We start from the raw sequence: 16,736 nt of genomic DNA on the forward strand, positions 1-16,736 counted from the left end.
CACGGGAAGGAGATCTATGAAGGCATTGAAGGATGGGGTGGCGGCCTACGCCACAGAGCTGATGATGGGAGTTGGCGCGGCGCTGGTAAGCGTGGGAGCCGGGATAATCTATCTTCCTGCGGGGATCATTACCGCCGGCGCGATGCTGTTGGCGGGCGCCGTTCTCAGCTGCCTGGGAGGTGGTAAGGCATGAGCATCCGGGAGGGACTGCGGGCGGTGGCTCGGTCTCCGTCCGGGGTGCGCAAGGCAGTGACGGCGCAAACGCTGATCACTGCAGGGTACTCGCCCACGGGTACCGACACCGGCGAGACGTTTGCTCGAAAGCTCAGCGCCGTGGACCGCTGCATTGAGATCCTGTCTGATTCCATGGGTAAGCTCCCGTGCTTCATTATGGACAGCAAAACCCGGGAGCGGTTAGACCTGCCCCAGCTGCAGCTGCTGAACGTGCGGCCCAACGAGGCCATGACGCCGTTTATCCGTAAGAAGGTGCTGGAGACAAGCCGCCAGGTGAATGGAAACGGCTACGATTGGATCCTGCGAAACCCAAGGACAGGCCGCATTGACGAATTGATTCCGATACCCGGCCATTTGGTGGAGCCTTGGCGGGATCTTGGCGGCCGTGTGTGGTACACAGTGACCCACCCTTGGACTGGAGAGCCCATGGTGCTGCCCAATGAGGACATCTGCCACTACAAGACAGCTACCAGGGACGGCCTCAAGGGCGTTGGTACGCTCCGGAGAGCAAGCGAGACCATTGCCTCCGCCCGGGCGCAGCAGCAGTATGAACTGAGCTTTTACGAGAACGGCGGTCAGCCCTCCGGTGTGCTGGAGACAGACAGCGATCTGGGCGGATATGCCAAGGGGCCGGACGGGAAAGTGCTGACCCGGGAAGACGGGTCCAGCGTGACGCTGAAGGATCAGCTTCGCAGCGAATGGGAAAAGGTTCACGCCGGGCCCAGCAACAGTCATCGCCTGGCCATTTTGGATCTGGGCCTGAAGTATACCGCCATCGCTTCCAGCAACTCCGACGCCCAGTTCATCGAGAGCAAGGAAGTCTCCATTCGGGACATCGCCCGGTATTTCGGAGTTCCCCTCTACAAGCTGCAGGAGGGCAAGCAATCCTACAACAGCAACGAACAGAACGCTATCGAGTATGTTGTCAGTACGCTTCACCCCATCGTCACCCAGTATGAAGAAGAAATGACCTGGAAGCTGCTGAACGCGAGTCAGGTGGACGCTGGCCTGGAGATCCGCATCAATATGATGGCGGAGCTTCGGGGAGATACAGCGGCTCGGGGCCAGTGGTATCAGGTCATGCTGCAGGAGGGGCCGTTCAGCGTCAACGACGTTCTGGCCCTAGAGGATCTGCCGGACATCCCAGGAGGAGACGAACACCGGGCCAGTCTGAACTATGTGCCACTCTCCATCTGGCCGGAGCTGAGCAGACTGCGGGCGGGATTGCCCCAGACACAGGAGGAATGACATGGATCAGATTTTGAAACAGGCACGGCTTCTAAAAGCTGTTCTGAACGAAAGCGAGCTGTCCCTTATCAATGCCCAGGCCTTGCGGCCGTTGACCGCGGACGAGGTTTTTACCTTCCGCCTGGCGGCCTGCAACAATCAGGTAGACCGAGACATTGAACGGTTCACCGAAAAAACTCTGGAGGGGCTTGCGGTCCTTTTTGTGGGTCGGCCGGTCCTGATGGACCACAAGTGGAGCGCTGGCAGTCAGACAGCTCGCGTATATGCCGCCGACGTGGAACCCATGGCAGGTGTAGATGGCGGGATGCAGCTGGTGCTGCGATGCTATATGCCCCGGCTTCAGGGCAACAGTGATACCATTGCTGCCATTGAGTCTGGATTGCTGCGGGAGTGCAGTGTTGGTGTTCTTACGAAGCGGGCCATTTGCTCCATTTGCGGAGCAGACCGTCGTACGACCTGGTGCGAGCACATCAAGGGCACAGAGTATGACGGCAAGCAGTGTTACATCGAGCTGGATGGCGCAGAGGACGCTTATGAGGTGTCCATGCTGCCGGTGCCTGCGCAGCCGGCGGCCGGTGTGGTCAAGCGCTACGGCGGGCCGGAGGGACCGGACAGTGATCCTGCGGGCGGTGCGCCCGATGAAGATATGGCCTGGCAGGATGAGGCCCTGCTGGAGCTGGAAAAAACAAGATTTTAAGGAGGACGACATGAGACGCAAACTGATCGATCTGAAGCAGCAGCGCTCCACTTTACTGGAGGGCGCCGAGGCCCTGCTGAAAGAGGGTAAGCGGGAGGAGTATCGGGCGGAGATGGCGAAGGTCTCCAACATGAACGATGAGATCAAGGACTTGGAGGACCTGGTCCGGGAGCAGGACCGGAAGTTCATGGAGAAAGCTCCTGACCCGGCCGAGGAGAGGGACAAGGCGGAGGAGCGGGGCAACCAGCTGATGAAGGGCCTGGAGGTGAAATTCTCTCCCCTGGAAGTGGCCAAAGCTCTGTTTGCCCCCAAGCCTGTGGAGAAGGCCGTGACGCTGGCCACCGGCACTCTGGCGCAGCCCACCGGCGCCGGCAGCACTATCCGGGACGCTCTGGGATACGGCGTGGGCGCCATCATTGACCAGGTGTATGTTCAGGACCTGACCGGCATGGCCGCATACCTGGAGCCCTATGTGATCTCCGAGCCCGATGCCCAGGGCGCGAAGGTTAGCACTGCTGCTGGAACCGTTCGCACCGCCTCTGCGGACCCTACCTTCGGCGTGGCCAAGATCAGCCCCTATGAACTGACCACCACCAGCTACGTGGATCGAAATATCGCCCGGCTGACCCCCGCCAACTACTACGCCAAGGTGTTCAACATGGCTATGAAGGCCATGCGCCGGGACACGGTGAAGATGATCTTCAACGGCGACGGCCAGGCCACCAACGACATGTTCGGCATCAAAACCGCCAAAAACGTGGCGGGCGCCAACATCTTCGCCACCCTCAATGTGAGCGCAGTGAACGAGGATCTTCTGACCGAGCTGATGTTTGCCTACGGCGGCGATGAGGAACTGGGCGGCAACTGCAGGCTGTACCTCAACAAGAAGGACCTTCAGGCCATCGGCAAAATCAGAGGTACCAACGAGAAGCGGCGTCTCTATGACATCGTGCCCGATGCCGCCAACCCTAACATCGGCACCATCCGGGAGGGCGGTACCATCGTGCCCTATTCCATCTCCAAGCAGCTGACCGCCCTTTCTGAGTCTACTGCCGGCGCGGCGGCTATCCAGGCCATGGTGTACGGAGATCCCAGGAACTACGAGTTGGGCCTGTTCGGTGACTATACCGTGCGGGTGGATGAGTCCATCAAGGGAGTTGAGCGGATGCTGACCATCCTGGGCGACGCCATGGTGGGCGGCAACCTGATCGTGGACAAGGGTTTCGTGGTGGCCACCCTGCCCGCTACCGGGGACTAACCTGTGGCTCTGACGGATGAGCGCAGGGAAAGCCTGCTGGCCTACTGCAAGCTGACAGAACTTGCGGATGACCCGGAGGTAAAGCTGCTGATCCCCATTTTTTATGCGGGGGCAGTCGGGTATATGGAGGGGGCAGGTGTGACCCGGTCGGAATCGGACGCCAATCGGGCAGCTCTGTATGACCTGTGCGTCAATGCCATGGTATTGGATGCCTGGGACAATCGGGACACCAAGGAGCCTGTCAGTCAAGCGGCGGAAAATCCCGCCTTTCGACGCTCCCTCAACCAGCTGAAGCGTACGGAACCGGCGGTGTCCGATTCGGACACATGACAAAAAATCCGCCCCGGCTCTACGCCGGGGCGGATGAGAAGGGACGGCCTCTAAAAGCGATTATTGAACGTTCAGCTCCCGCTTGAGGGCGTTTTGCAGGACGCGGGAGAAGTTCAGGCCCTGTTCCTCGGCCAGGTGGTTGAGCCAGCCGGGAATGGTGAGGGTCTTTTTGACGGCCTGGTTTTCGTGCCGTTTGCGGTAGTCCAGTTCGTCAAACTCCACCATGGCCACAAAGTCTCCCTCTTCCAGGGAAAGCACACCGGGGAGAGAGGGCGCGGGGATGGGCTTGGCGGCGGAGAAGTAATCCTCCAGCACCAGGCCGATGGCGTCCTGGGTCATGGCCACCGCCTCGCTCAAGGTGTCACCCTGGGAGAAGCAGCCGTCCAGATCGGGGACGAAGGTGGAAAAGCCCACATCCTCCGGGTGAAAGATAACGGGGTAAAAAACCTTTTCCATAAGATAGCCTCCTTTTGGGGGCGGGGCTTATTTCAGCCCCGCCTGTTTGAGAATCGCCTGTTCCAGTCCTTTTTTCAGTTCCTTGGCATGGACCGGAACGATGGTCTGTTTGCCCGTGGTCCTGTTTCGGTATTTATGATGCGATCCGTTGGAGTCCACCAGCTCAAACCCGTTTGCTTCCAGGAGCTTGATCATCTCCTTGGGTTTCATCGGCATGGGATCACGTCCTTTCCATGGTTTTATTATAGCACGTGTTTATACGTATGTCAAGCAAAAAACACGTAAAAACACGTATAATTTAAGGGAGAAGGAGGCGAGCTGCATGATTGACGCCGGGGACCTCAGTGAGCGCCTGGAGCTGCTGGAGCTGGAGGAGACCCAGGCCGATACATGGGAATGGGTAAGCCGCGGGCGGCTGTGGGCCCAGGTGGAGGTGGACGGAGGCAAAAACCTGTTTTCCTCCGTGGGCATCGGCGCCCGGAATGCCAAGCTGGTGCTGCGTACCCGTCCCCTTTCCCTTTGCCAGGCCCTGCGCTGGAGAGGGCAGCATCTGTTTTTGACCGGCATCACCAAGCTGGACCGGATGCATCTGAACGTACAGGCGGCGCTGGTGAATGTGGTGACGTGCCTGGCCACCCGGACGGAGGACACCGTGGGGGCCGCCGGACGGCCCGTCGCGGCGGAGACCATGCGCATCAGTTTTCCCGGCATTCTGACGGAGAAGTATGCCCGGTATGAGCGGGAGGAAACCCATGCGGAGAACGATACCAGCTACGTGCTGGTGGTCCCAAAGGAGATCTCGCTTCAGGCAGGAGACCTGGTGACTGTGCAGGACGGGCCGGCAAAGGCCGTGTATGCCGTGACGATCTGCCATGTGCTGGACCAGTTCAAAAACGAGTATGAGATCGCAAGAAGGGGAGATGTGTGATGGCGCAGACGGTGGAGCTGGAGGGCCTGGACCGTATCCGCAGGAGCTGGGACGCCCTTTTGCAGCGGTTTCCGGAAGAAAAGCGGCGGGCCCTTTCCCAGGTGGGCCAGGCGCTTTTGCAGCAGGTGCGCGGTCAGATCGGCGGTACCGGCAAAGTGGCCGGCTGGCAGGATGTCCACCTGGGCAGCGGCGGCGGGTATGTGGCTGTGCGGGCCAGAGCCAAGACCTACCAGACCACCAAGAGCGGCAAGCGCTACGCCGTGGGCTACATCACCAACGCTATTGAAGGCGGCCACCGGACCGGAGGCCCCAGGCCGGGGCCGAAGGCAGCCGGATACCGGTATCAGCCGAGGCTGCGCGTCTCCGCGGTGCCGGGCCTGTGGTTCTATGACACGGTGCGCCGGCAGGCAGACAGCCTGACGCAGGAGGAACTGGACGAGCTGCTGGGCACCATCATCGACGGACTGGAGGGACGGCTGTGACGTATCAGGATCTGACAGAGGCCATTGCGGCAAAAATCGCCGCAATGTGGCCGGACCGGATGCTGTACCGGGATTTCTGCCCGGTGGATTTTCAGCGGCCCTCCGGATTTTTGTATGTGACGGATGCCAGCTATGCGGACGCTGGCATCGGCCTGGTGGAGTGGAGCTATGAGGCGGAGGTGCTGCTCTACGCTGCCACGGACAGCTACACCGTGGAGAGTACGGAGTCGCTGCGGGCGGATCAGCTGGCGGTGCTGGATGCGTTTGCCGGGCCTGCCTTGCGGGTGGGAGATCGGTCGCTGATCATCCATGTGGCGGCGGAGGCGCCGGGGCCGGGCGAGGCCTATGTGCGGTTTTCCGCCTCCTGGGTGGACAGCCGGCCGGGCTACACGGATGAGGATACGGCGCCGGAGAGCGAGAGCGGTGTACCGCTGATGGAACACTATACGATGCTGGTGGGCACGACGCCCCCGGTGGAACGAGAAAAGGAGTGATCGGTATGTCAACGAATATCGGCCTGCCCAGTCTGACCATTGCCTTTCAGAAGGCAGCACAGGCCACGGCGAACCGAAGCAAGAAGGGATTTGTGGGGGTGTTCGTCCGGGATGCCAAAGCCCAGGGCGTCCACGCTCTGACCAGCCCGGCCCTGATCCCCTCTGAACTGGGGGCGGATAACCAGGCCTATATCCAGCGGGCTTTCACCGGCAGCGATCGGGGAGAGCCCAGCAAGGTGGTGGCGGTGGTGATCGCTCCGGGTACGGAGGATACCACGGCTCTGAAAGCTGGGCTGAAGCTCATCGAAAACCAGACCCTGGACTATATCGCCCCGCCCCCGGATGTGACGGCGGACGAGAAGGTAGTGCTGGAGACCTGGGTCAAGGCCCGGCAGAAGGCGTACTTCACGGAAAAGCTGGTGGAGCCCAATCCGGCCACGCCGCCGGACGATATGGGCATCATCTCCTATCAGGAGACGGACGGCGAGTTGGCGGCGGGCAGCACCACCTACACGGCGGCGCAGTTTTCCAGCAGGCTCGCCGGCATCCTGGCGGGGATCCCCATGGGGATGTCCAGTACAAACGCCAGCCTTCCCGAGGTGACGGCGGTGACGGCCCGCTCGGAGGCCGAGCAGATCGCGGCGATCAACAGCGGAAACCTGATCCTGATCCACGATGGCCAGGTGGCGAAGATCGCCCGGGGCGTCAACAGCCTCACCACCATCCCGGTGGACGGCAGCAAGGACTGGAGCAAGATCAAGATCGTGGAGGGGATGAATCTCATCACATACTACCTCCGGACCACCATCCAGGGCGAGTACCTGGGCCGGTACCCGAACACTTACGATAACAAGTGTCTGCTGATCGCGGCCATCCTGGAGTATCTCCAGTACCTGGAGGGCGCCGGTGTGCTGAACCCCGGGGAGAGCTGGTGCCAGATCGACCTGGACGCCCAGACCAACTGGCTGAAGGCCCAGGGCGTGGAGGTAGCGAATATGACGGAGCAGGAGATCCGGGAGGCCCAGACCGGATCCTGGGTGTTCATCTCCTGCGGCGGACGTCTGGTGGACGCCATGGAGGACTTTGAGGTGACCTTCAACACGCTGGTCACCCTGGCGGCCTGAAAGGAGGTAATCGACCATGGCAAAAACGATTGATACTGCAAGACGGGTGATCAACGGCACCTGGGGCGAGGTCTGGATCGACGGCGAGAAGATCGCCGAGTGCACCGCCTGCCAGCTGCGGATCGCCAACAACAAGCAGACCGTCAGCCTTTGCGGGCAGTACATGGAGGACAGCAAGGGCACGTCCGGCTCCGGTACCGGCAGCCTGACCCTCTATAAGGTGGACAGCGGCTTTGCCCAGAAGCAGTCCGGGCTCCAGAACGGCGTGGACCGGCGGTTCACCGTCATCTCCAAGCTGCGGGATCCGGACAGCTACGGCGCGGAGCGGGTGGCCGCCTACAACGTCAGCTTTGACGATCTGACCCTGGCGGACTGGCAGGCGGCCACGGTGGGTACCGTGACCAAGCCCTTCACCTTCACCCGCTATGAGCTTCTGGACCAGATCGAGGTGCAGTAAATGGCGAAGAAAGCGGACAAGAACATCGTGGCCAGCCTTCTGGATCTGCCGGAATTCGAGCCGGAGACCGCGGCGGTGGAGCTGCCCCGGCTGGGGATCGTATTGGAGCTGCAGGAGCTGCCCTATGACAAGCTCAAGAGCATCAGCCGGGAGCAGGACCCCGATATCCATCTGATCCTGGCCAGCGTGGTGAACCACCCGGAGATGCGGCAGGAGGCGTGGTATCACGACAAAAAGGGCTGCGCCACCCCAGTGGATGCCCTCAAGAAACTGCTGCGTAAGGGTGAGGTCACAAAGGTGACCCGGATCATTGATCTGCTCAACGGCTACGGCGCCGGCAGCGTGGTGCCTCTGGAGCGGGAGAAGGCGGCGGTGGATGCCGCGGTGGAGTACCTGGAAAAAAACTGACGGAGCGCCCGGATCTGATCGTGGCTCAGCGGCTTTTGCTGGAGCACGGCATCTTTCCCGGGGACTACCTGCGGCGGCCCCCGGGGGAGAGGGTGCTGATCCAGGCGCTTTTGCTCGACAACAGACGGCGGAAGGACGGTGAGATCTGATGGCCAACCGAAAAACCGACGCCAGCATTGCATTTTCCGTTACGGATAACCTGAGCCAGTCCGTCACCCGGATGCGGAACAACCTGGACGGGTTCGAGCAGGATGTGGAGGGGCTGCAAAAGCAGCTGGATATCCTACAGCGGACGAAGGTCCAACTGAAAAACATTGACCTGAAGCAGGCCAAGAGCCAGGTGGATGAGATGCGCCGGGCGCTGGAGGAGCTGGGAGATACCGCCACAGAGACGGAGCGGCAGACCGCCCAGGCCAATTTCGACGCGGCCGTCCAGAACTACAACAACGTGGCCAACCAGCTGGATCTGGTGAGCCGCAGAGCCCGTCAGACCCAGAAGGACCTGCTGAACACCACGGACGCCATCTCCAAGGCGGACAACCGGGCAAGCTCCGTCTCCTCAGGCGGAAGCATGCTCGCCGCCCTGGGCCGGGCAGGCCTGTACAGCATGCTGGGAGATGCGGCAGGACAGTGGGCCTCCGTTCTGGCTGGGTCGGCTCTCGGCAGCGAGGGGGGGTCTTTGTTCGGCGGCATCCTCAGCGGAGCCGGCAGCGGCGCGGCTATTGGGTCTATGATCGCTCCCGGCGTTGGTACCGCGGTTGGCGCGGCCCTGGGCGGCGTGGTAGGCCTTGCCAGCGGGGCCAGCGAGGTATACGGTTCCCGAGACGAGGCGTTCAAGAGCTATGTCCAGGACGCCGTGGAGGGGCAGCTCAGTGAGATGGATTCCATCCGCTCCTCCGGGTCGGTGACAGCGGGCCAGCGGGAGCAGGACCAGATCGCCTTTACCCAGCGCCTGGGCAGCGACCAGGCGGCCCGGGACTACCTGGATCAGGTGCGGGAGATGGCCACCGGGACCAACTACACCTACGATGAGATCACCGGCTACTCCAAGTCCCTCCTCAATACCTACAACCCAGAGGAGACCTTCTCCGTTCTGCAGAAGCTGAGCGACGCCACGGCGGGCCTCAACTTGGACAGCAGCGGCGTGGAGATGTTTATTGCGGCCCTGTCCCGGATGCGGACCACAGGGAAGCTGACCCAGGAGTACATGAACTACTTCTCCGAGCGGGGGCTGGATGCGGACGAGGCCATTGCCCGGGGCCTGGGGATCGATAAGAGCCGGGTACGGGAGATGGCTACCAGCGGGGAGATCGGCGGTACAGAGGCCGCCCAGGCCATCCTGGACTATATCCAGGAGGAATTCGGCGGACTGAGCGAGAAGCTCGCCTCCACCTACGACGCCATGGTGGACAACCTGGGGGATGCGGAGGCCAATCTGAACGCCCGCATGGGCGAAGGGTACAACGAGGCCCGGAAAGCTGGCATCGAGGCCCAGCAGGACTGGCTGGAGAGTGACCAGTTGGGGGAGGCCTATGAGGCCATCGGCGCCTGGAAGGCGGAGATGGAGAACGCCAAGGAGCAGTATATCCGGGATGCCGTGAACGATGCCATGGGTTCGGAGGAGTACCAGGCCGCCCAGGCGGAGGGAGACGCCGCCGAGATGGGTCGGATCATCATGCAGGCCAAGATCCATGGCATGGACGAGTACAACGCCAACGAGGGCAAGGACGAAATTTTGGCCCAGGAGCTGTCCCTGATCCAGGGAGTACGGGAGGATGCCGCGCTGAACGAAAGTTACTGGGACGCAGGATATACGCTTGGACAGGAATTTTCCAAGGGGCGGGCGGCAGGAATGGAGGAGGCGCCGGAAGGGGTGCCGACCAGCGAATACTCCACCTCCCAGAGCAGTTTGCTGGAGGACCTGGAGAATGTGGAGAACATGAGGCCTCATGCGGCGGGACTGCGGAGAGTGCCTTATGACGGGTATGCGGCGCTGCTGCACCGCGATGAGCGGGTGCTGACGGCCAGCCAGGCCCGGGAGGAGGACCGGGGAAACAGCGGGTCCGGTATCGTCATCCACGTCACCGGCAACACCTTCGGCGCCGGGATGGATGAGGAGGCGGTGGCGGAGGCCATCGCAAATGCGGCGGCGCGGAAGCTGCTGGCCGGCTTTCAGAGTTGAGGAGGTTGCGACGATGCTGCGCATCATTTCATTTGTGGATCCGGCCACCAGCCAGGAGCTGGTCCTTCCGGTGACGCCGGCGGGGTACAGCTGGCATGGTCCGGCGGACCTGCAGGTGCTCTCTCTGGACCAGCTGGGGGAGGCCACGCTGTTCGGCGGGACGAAGATGGGGGACGGGACGTTGGAGGACTGCCTCCTGCCGGCCCAGGACTACCCGTTCATCGTGCCCGGCGGCCGGGTGGATCCGGAGGGATATATCTCCCAGCTGGAGGCCTGGCGGGACAGCGGCGCCCAACTGCAGTGGATCGTGTCCGGCACAGGGATCAACCTCTCTGTGATGATCTCCGACCTCACCAAGGATGAGCGCGACGGGACCAATGACCGGTATGTCTCCATCTCCCTGCGGCAGTGGCAGCGGCTTGAGACGCCGGTGCTGGCAGTTTCCGGAGGCGGCGCCGCCACGGAGCGGGACAGCCAGAGCGGCGCGGCCGCTGCCAAGACCTACACGGTGCGTTCCGGCGACTGCCTGTGGACCATCGCGGAGAAATACTACGGCAGCGGCGCCGCGTACACGAAGCTGGCGGCCGCCAACCCGGCCATCAAAAATCCCAACCTGATCTATCCCGGACAGGTGCTGACGATCCCGCCGGCAGGCGACCTGCCGGCAGCCGGTGCGAAGAGCGCCAGTCAGGCGCTGGCGGACAGCCTCTCCTGGGACGGAGAACGCTTCACGGCGTGAGGGAGGTGCGGTATGGAACAGACATACGCCTACCGCCTGTCTGTCACGGCGCCGGGCGGCGGTGAGACGCGGGATGTGACCGCGCTGACACAGTCCATCACCTGGTCCGGAGACATCCGGCAGACAGCCAGAGAGCTGCGCTCGGCGCTGGTGATCCCCAGGGACGGCAGCGTAGAGGCCCCTCCACTGGAGGAAGGGGCGTGGCTCACGCAGCAGGCAGCGGGCCAGACCCTCTTCTTTGGGCCGCTGATCCAGTGCTCCACCAGCAGCCAGAGCTTCGTGGTCAATGTGTCCGCTCTGGACCGGGGGCGGTTCCTGGCGGGCAACGAGGGATTTTACAAATTCACCAATATCACGCCGGAGGCGGCGGCTCGGACCATCTGTTCCGACTTCGGCATCCCGGTGGGGACGCTGGCAGCCACGGGAGTGGCTCTGACCCAGAACTTCCCGGGAAAAACGCTGGATTCCATCATCCGGACCCTGTACACCATGGCCGGGGAACGCAGCGGGAAGCGGTATGTGATGCGGTTCACCGGGGAGGGCCGCTTTGAGGTGCGGGAGAAGCCCACGGCGGCGACGATGGAGATCGTCCGAACCATGGGCGTCGCCAACACCTGGAACATCGAGAAGATGCAGAACCGGGTGGCCATCTACACCGACGACGGGGCGCTGGTGCGGAACGTGGACGATGCCGCATCCATAGCCCTGAACGGAACGCTCTGCCATGTGCTCCGGCAGAGCAGCGGAGAGGACGTAGGGGACGAGGCCCGGGCGTGGCTGGAGGACCATGGGCTCAGCCAGAACCTGACGGTCCAGGTGGAGGACCCGCCTCTGGACCTCATCGCCGGGACGGCCGTGCTGCTGCGGGACACCGGGAGCGGCGTGAGCGGCCTCTTCTGGGTGGACGCGGACACCCACACCTGGAAAAACCGGATCCACACAGGAAAATTCACGCTGAATTTCCGCAATCTCATGGAGTGAGAGAGGAGAGCAATATGGGCAAAACGCTGGATGAGAGCGTGGGGGACCTGATGGCAGCCCTCGGAACATCGGCGCGGAAGGGCCAGCGGCCGGCCAGCTTCGCCGTTGGAAAGGTCCTTTCCGGGACGGAGCAGGGCCTGCGGGTCCAGTGCGGCGGGACGCTGCTGACGGCGGCGGATATCTGGATCAACGAGGCGCTGCTGGCGGGATACAGCCCCAAGCTGATCGCCCGCGCTCCCCTCCCGGGCACCTGCCCGGACGGTGCCACCAGCACCCCGGTGACAAAGGACCAGCTGACCCGGGGAGAGTTCGCCCTGAAGGCCGGGGACCGGGTGGTGCTGCTGACGGAGGATCAGCAGACGTATTATCTCATCTGTAAGGTGGTGACGCTGGGATGATCCTGTTTCCGCAGTTTACCGCGCCCGCAGCGCAGGCACAGGAACTGCCCCTGTACCGGGATGTGCTGATGGACTACGAGGCGGGAAGGCCTGTGTGGGAGAGCGGGAACCCGGTGCTCGTGACCGGCCTGGAGGCCGTGAAGGGCTGGGCCTGGCGGGCTGTGGACACGGCCCGGTACCGGTATCCCAGCTTCTCCTGGAGCTACGGCTGCGAGTTGGAGGCGCTGGTGGGCCAGCCCTATCAGGCCCAGACCAAGCGCAGCGAGGCGGAGCGGTATGTCCGGGAGGCGCTGCTGGTATCTCCCTACATCCGGGAGGTCCGGACCCGGAATGTGCGTTTTGAGAGCAGCGTGCTGCATATGGAGGTGGAGATCTCCACCGTCTACGGAAAGGAGCAGGTCCATGTTTGAGGATAAGACCACGGCAAAACTCAAAGAGCAGGTCCTGGCGGAGATCAGCCCGGCAGCGGGGATCTCCACCATGGCGGGCAGCTACGCCGACGCCACGGTGGGCCCCCTGTGCCAGATGGTGAGCCAGTTTTACAAAACCCTGCCGGGGGTCCTCTCCATGATCTTCGTGGATCCCACAAGCGGTATTTTCCTGGACCTGGTGGGGCGAGACTACCTGCAGCTGAGCCGGCGGCCGGGGACCAGGGCCCGGTGCGCAGTGACCTTTACGGGGACGCCCGGGACGGTGCTCCGTGCCGGGACGGCGTTCCTCACGGCCACGGGGCTGGAGCTGGATCTGCTGGCCTCCGTGACCATCGGATCCGACGGCAGCGCCGTGGGGGAGCTGGAGGCCGCGGAGGTGGGCAGCGCCTACAATATCGGTCCGGGATCCCTGGTGAAGATGTACGTCAATATCCCGGGCCTGACCGCCTACAGCAACCAGCAGGCGGACGGCGGCACCGACGAGGAGTCGGACGAGAGCCTGTACGAGCGAATCGTGGAGGCCCGGCAGCGGCCGGACACCAGCGGAAACGGCTGGGACTACCGGGCGTGGTGCCTGGAGGTGGCCGGCGTGGGCGAGGTGAAGGTGGTGGAGCTGGCGGACGGACCCGGCACCGTGGGCGTGACGATCGTGGACAGCAACTTCCAGGGGGCCTCGGAGGAGATCGTGGCGGCCGTGGCAGCCAACGTGAAGAAGTACCGGCCCGTGGGGGCGGATGTGACCGTGGCGGCGGCAGAGGATCTGCCCATCAACGTGACGGCCGTGGTGGAGGTGACCGGCACCACCGCCGGGGAGGTCCAGGCGGCGTTGGAGACGGCGCTGGCGGAGTACTGCCGGACCCTCATCCAGCAGAAATACCAGACGGTATACTATGTGTCCGAATCGGACACGGCCTATACCCTGTATTACAACCGGGTGCTGGCGCTGCTGCTGACCATCCCCGGTGTGCAGAATTTTACGGAGCTGACCGTCAACGGCGGGACGGAGGACATCTCCATCCCGGCGGACAGCGTTCCGGTTGTGGGGACGGTGAGCGTGACATGACGCCCTTTATTGAGCAGCTGCCGCGCCACTATCGGATCAGCCCTCAGGACGCGGAGCTTCAGCGGGTGCTGACGGCCCTGGCGGAGCGGACCCGGGCCGACCTGGATTTCACCCTGGCGCAGATGATCCCCAGCACCGCCAGCGGCTGGGGCTTGGCCCTGTGGGAGGCGGCTTACGGCATCAAGCCGGACAGCGGCCTCAGCGAGGCGGAGCGGCGGGCGCGGGTGCTGGCGAAGATCCAGGGCACCGGGATGACCACCGTGCAAAAGATCCAGGCCATTGCCGAGCAGTTTTCCGAGAGCCCGGTGACGGTCCAGGAGGACTATGCCGGCTATACCTTCACCATCTGGTACACGGATACCGTGGGGCCCCTGGAGGACCTGGCGGGGCTCGCTGCGATCATAAACGAACTCAAGCCGGCCCACCTGGCGTGGGCCGTGAAATACCGCAAGATTCAGAAAAGCCCCGTTTACATGGGGGCGCTGCCCCGGCAGGGGGACATCGTGATATGGAAGGTGGATTGTACCAATGATTCCTAAGATCGTTCTGACCGGCGCCGGGGCGGCGCTGCTGGCCAAGACGCCGGCGGGATACGCCGTGCCGGTGACCCGGTGGCAGTACGGCAAGGGGACGCTGCCTGCCGGCAGCAGCCTGGACCGGACGGCCCTGGTGGACCCCATTGCGTATCTTCCGGTGTCCCAGGTGACAAACGACGGAGACACCGCCACGGTGCTGGGCCAGTACACCAACCAGAATGTGACGGAGGCTTTTCCCTTTGAGGAGCTGGGCCTGCTGGCCCAGGACCCGGAGGCGGGGGAGATCCTCATGGCTTACGGCAACGGCTTCGGGGACGGAGAACTCATCCAGGCGGCCGCGGAGCAGCTGCGGGAGTTCGTGTTCGGCGCGGAGCTGGTGTTCTCCGCAGAGGCCAACGTGACGGCGCTGATCGACCAGAGTCTGGTGTTCATCCCCATGGCGGAGAAGGGGGCGCCGGGCGGTGTGGCCCCGCTGGGAGAGAACGGCGTGGTGCCGGAGCAGTACCTGCCGGAACTGAACAAGCTGGATGCGGCCATCCAGGTATCCTATAACGAGGGGGTGAGCTGATGGCGACGTATTACAAGTGGAGAAAGAGTAATATCGCTTGGACTGTTTCGCAGGAAAATATCGTAAATGCGACTATTCCTGGATATATTGTTTATGTGTTTAGCGACCTGTCAGTAACAAACGGGAAATTTGTCTCAGTTTCCACTTATGATATGCGGGAATACGGGGCAATGACCAGCCCGAACGGGTATTGTGGAGGAGCCGCACAGACTGATACAGTCTACGGAAATAGTGATAGCGGATTCACCTTAACGTATAATTCCGCCACCAATACAACAACGGTCACAAGATCGGGCTCAAAGCCTACCAGCCTGTGTTCTAACACTGCTAGGGCGGGCATGGGTCAATTTATTGAGTATGTCTATTCGCAAAATCCTTCTGCATATCCGAACGGCGGGACTTCTGATGGTTATTACTATGATCAGCGCACAACTGTGACCTCTCCACTTGCTCCTTCCGGAATTACTTATCCAGCGACCATTTTCACGCCCAGTGTTTTTATTTCGTGGACAGCGGCTATCAGCAATACTAACTATGCAGTCAGCCAGTATGAGGTAAGCTATTCCACCAACGAGGGCAACAGTTGGACGGTTGCGGGGACAACAGCAGACACCAGCTATTCTTTTGACATCCCTGCGGGCACAATGTCTATTACGTTCCGTGTGCGGGCCAAGGATAACAACGGCCAGTGGGGTAATTATGCGACTGGAACGGAGTCTCAGGTGTTGCTTGCACCAACACTGACTGTTCCATCCATCGCCATGCAGGGCCAGCAGATCACCCCAAACTGGACAGCTGTTGAAGGAGCGGACAGCTACACCCTCCAGCGAAAGTCAAGCGCGGACGAGGACTGGGTGGAGGTATACAGCGGCGCCGATACCAGCTACACGGAAACCGTAGGAACATGGACCAGCATCCAGTACAGGGTGCAGGCGGTCTTTGATGATACGCCCGGCGGCTGGGCGACTTCCAACAGCGTCCCGGTGATCTCCGCATCCGCGCTGGTGATTTCCGGCCAGGATGGGGACCTGGGTACTCTAGTCAACGACGTGCCGTACACCATCAGCACGGATACCGGAAACGCCATCACGATCAGGACCACAGTCAACGGGGCCGTGATCCTGGAGGGGACGGTTCCCAGCGGCACAGCGGAGCGAATCCCGGTGTTGGATCTGGTAAACGGAGACGGCACCATTGTGATCGAGGCCAGCGTGGAGACCGACAGCGGCACGGTGTGCGCCGTGCGGGCCTGGACCTATACCAAGGCGCCCATTACTTTCCCAAACGCTGGAAGCCCGGCGCAGCTGACGAAAGAGGGGAAAAACGTCTGGCCAAAGACCCTGGCGGAGTGCGTGCGGCTGCCCGGAGGGCGGACGCTGGAGGAGGTCATGGGCTTCCCCTGCCAGGTCTTTATGGGGAGCTATATTGGCACAGGCGTATACGGCGTAGATTCCCCGAATGAATTGACATTCCCGTTCAAACCAAAGGCCGTTGTTATTGGGACAAATATGGAGGCGAGTGAGACCTATAATCAAACTTCATACCTTTGGCTGTATGGAATGAAGCGAGGGCAGATCAGCTCATCTCCCCAACAATACGAAATTTTGAATTGGGAGGACAATACCCTCTCCTGGTACTATTTCCAAGGAGATGCGTATGGAGCAAATCGTCAGTTTAACGCGCAAGGAGTCGGGTATTTTTATGCGGCATTTGGCTGAGAGA

The 16,736-nt window shown here is 62.1% G+C and carries 22 protein-coding genes; 20 read left to right on the top strand and 2 right to left on the bottom strand.

Annotated features, from left to right (window positions below; translation table 11 throughout):
* The first annotated feature begins 16 nt into the window (after positions 1 to 16).
* The 5 genes from KFE19_14450 to KFE19_14470 are packed head-to-tail and all read left to right on the top strand — an operon-like array spanning position 17 to position 3,767.
* Positions 17 to 193, top strand: a complete 177-nt coding sequence (locus KFE19_14450; GenBank protein QUO37556.1) for a hypothetical protein — start codon at positions 17 to 19, stop codon at positions 191 to 193.
* Complete coding sequence (locus tag KFE19_14455; protein ID QUO37557.1) at positions 190 to 1,482, top strand: phage portal protein; 1,293 nt, start codon at positions 190 to 192, stop codon at positions 1,480 to 1,482. The genes KFE19_14450 and KFE19_14455 overlap by 4 nt, the downstream gene beginning before the upstream one ends.
* Position 1,483: 1 nt before the next feature.
* Positions 1,484 to 2,179: a hypothetical protein gene (locus KFE19_14460; protein QUO37558.1), complete on the top strand. Its 696-nt coding sequence runs from the start codon at positions 1,484 to 1,486 to the stop codon at positions 2,177 to 2,179.
* A 10-nt stretch (positions 2,180 to 2,189) separates the two neighbouring features.
* On the top strand, positions 2,190 to 3,437 hold the full coding sequence (locus KFE19_14465; protein ID QUO37559.1) for a phage major capsid protein: 1,248 nt from the start codon (positions 2,190 to 2,192) through the stop codon (positions 3,435 to 3,437).
* Positions 3,438 to 3,440: 3 nt separating this feature from the next.
* Entirely contained in the window at positions 3,441 to 3,767 is a 327-nt protein-coding gene (locus KFE19_14470; GenBank protein ID QUO37560.1) for a phage gp6-like head-tail connector protein, read from the top strand.
* Positions 3,768 to 3,827: 60 nt separating this feature from the next.
* On the opposite strand, the gene KFE19_14475 is transcribed toward KFE19_14470, so the two are convergent.
* Both KFE19_14475 and KFE19_14480 read right to left on the bottom strand, forming a co-directional pair.
* Positions 3,828 to 4,223 carry a type II toxin-antitoxin system HicB family antitoxin gene (locus tag KFE19_14475; protein ID QUO37561.1) on the bottom strand — a complete coding sequence of 132 codons (396 nt, stop codon included), beginning with the start codon at positions 4,221 to 4,223 and terminating at the stop codon, positions 3,828 to 3,830.
* A gap of 27 nt (positions 4,224 to 4,250) precedes the next feature.
* Complete coding sequence (locus tag KFE19_14480) at positions 4,251 to 4,439, bottom strand: type II toxin-antitoxin system HicA family toxin (GenBank protein QUO37562.1); 189 nt, start codon at positions 4,437 to 4,439, stop codon at positions 4,251 to 4,253.
* Positions 4,440 to 4,545: 106 nt separating this feature from the next.
* Between KFE19_14480 and KFE19_14485 the strand changes: the two genes are divergently transcribed.
* The 15 genes from KFE19_14485 to KFE19_14555 all read left to right on the top strand — a co-directional run bounded on the left by KFE19_14485 (position 4,546) and on the right by KFE19_14555 (position 16,732).
* Positions 4,546 to 5,151, top strand: a complete 606-nt coding sequence (locus KFE19_14485) for a hypothetical protein (protein ID QUO37563.1) — start codon at positions 4,546 to 4,548, stop codon at positions 5,149 to 5,151.
* Positions 5,151 to 5,633 carry a hypothetical protein gene (locus KFE19_14490; protein QUO37564.1) on the top strand — a complete coding sequence of 161 codons (483 nt, stop codon included), beginning with the start codon at positions 5,151 to 5,153 and terminating at the stop codon, positions 5,631 to 5,633. Before KFE19_14485 ends, KFE19_14490 begins: the two co-directional genes overlap by 1 nt.
* On the top strand, positions 5,630 to 6,127 hold the full coding sequence (locus KFE19_14495; GenBank protein QUO37565.1) for a hypothetical protein: 498 nt from the start codon (positions 5,630 to 5,632) through the stop codon (positions 6,125 to 6,127). Before KFE19_14490 ends, KFE19_14495 begins: the two co-directional genes overlap by 4 nt.
* A gap of 5 nt (positions 6,128 to 6,132) precedes the next feature.
* Complete coding sequence (locus KFE19_14500) at positions 6,133 to 7,251, top strand: phage tail sheath protein (GenBank protein QUO37566.1); 1,119 nt, start codon at positions 6,133 to 6,135, stop codon at positions 7,249 to 7,251.
* 16 nt (positions 7,252 to 7,267) lie between these two features.
* Entirely contained in the window at positions 7,268 to 7,708 is a 441-nt protein-coding gene (locus KFE19_14505) for a phage tail tube protein (protein ID QUO37567.1), read from the top strand.
* Positions 7,709 to 8,116 (top strand): hypothetical protein, encoded by a 408-nt coding sequence (locus tag KFE19_14510; GenBank protein QUO37568.1) that lies wholly within the window; start codon positions 7,709 to 7,711, stop codon positions 8,114 to 8,116.
* Positions 8,117 to 8,264: 148 nt separating this feature from the next.
* Entirely contained in the window at positions 8,265 to 10,298 is a 2,034-nt protein-coding gene (locus KFE19_14515) for a tape measure protein (GenBank protein ID QUO37569.1), read from the top strand.
* Positions 10,299 to 10,311: 13 nt separating this feature from the next.
* Positions 10,312 to 11,037: a LysM peptidoglycan-binding domain-containing protein gene (locus KFE19_14520; GenBank protein ID QUO37570.1), complete on the top strand. Its 726-nt coding sequence runs from the start codon at positions 10,312 to 10,314 to the stop codon at positions 11,035 to 11,037.
* 12 nt (positions 11,038 to 11,049) lie between these two features.
* Positions 11,050 to 12,018, top strand: coding sequence for a hypothetical protein (locus tag KFE19_14525; GenBank protein ID QUO37571.1), 969 nt, complete (start codon positions 11,050 to 11,052; stop codon positions 12,016 to 12,018).
* 14 nt (positions 12,019 to 12,032) lie between these two features.
* Positions 12,033 to 12,416, top strand: a complete 384-nt coding sequence (locus KFE19_14530; protein QUO37572.1) for a hypothetical protein — start codon at positions 12,033 to 12,035, stop codon at positions 12,414 to 12,416.
* Positions 12,413 to 12,826: a DUF2634 domain-containing protein gene (locus KFE19_14535; GenBank protein QUO37573.1), complete on the top strand. Its 414-nt coding sequence runs from the start codon at positions 12,413 to 12,415 to the stop codon at positions 12,824 to 12,826. The genes KFE19_14530 and KFE19_14535 overlap by 4 nt, the downstream gene beginning before the upstream one ends.
* A complete protein-coding gene (locus tag KFE19_14540; GenBank protein QUO37574.1) occupies positions 12,819 to 13,910 on the top strand; it encodes a baseplate J/gp47 family protein in 1,092 nt (363 codons plus the stop codon). The genes KFE19_14535 and KFE19_14540 overlap by 8 nt, the downstream gene beginning before the upstream one ends.
* Entirely contained in the window at positions 13,907 to 14,449 is a 543-nt protein-coding gene (locus KFE19_14545; GenBank protein QUO37575.1) for a DUF2313 domain-containing protein, read from the top strand. Before KFE19_14540 ends, KFE19_14545 begins: the two co-directional genes overlap by 4 nt.
* Positions 14,439 to 15,014 carry a hypothetical protein gene (locus tag KFE19_14550; protein ID QUO37576.1) on the top strand — a complete coding sequence of 192 codons (576 nt, stop codon included), beginning with the start codon at positions 14,439 to 14,441 and terminating at the stop codon, positions 15,012 to 15,014. Before KFE19_14545 ends, KFE19_14550 begins: the two co-directional genes overlap by 11 nt.
* Positions 15,014 to 16,732 carry a fibronectin type III domain-containing protein gene (locus KFE19_14555; protein ID QUO37577.1) on the top strand — a complete coding sequence of 573 codons (1,719 nt, stop codon included), beginning with the start codon at positions 15,014 to 15,016 and terminating at the stop codon, positions 16,730 to 16,732. The genes KFE19_14550 and KFE19_14555 overlap by 1 nt, the downstream gene beginning before the upstream one ends.
* Positions 16,733 to 16,736 lie beyond the last annotated feature (4 nt).

Origin of the sequence: Dysosmobacter sp. Marseille-Q4140 (assembly GCA_018228705.1) — a bacterium.
Taxonomy (GTDB): Bacteria; Bacillota; Clostridia; order Oscillospirales; family Oscillospiraceae; genus Oscillibacter.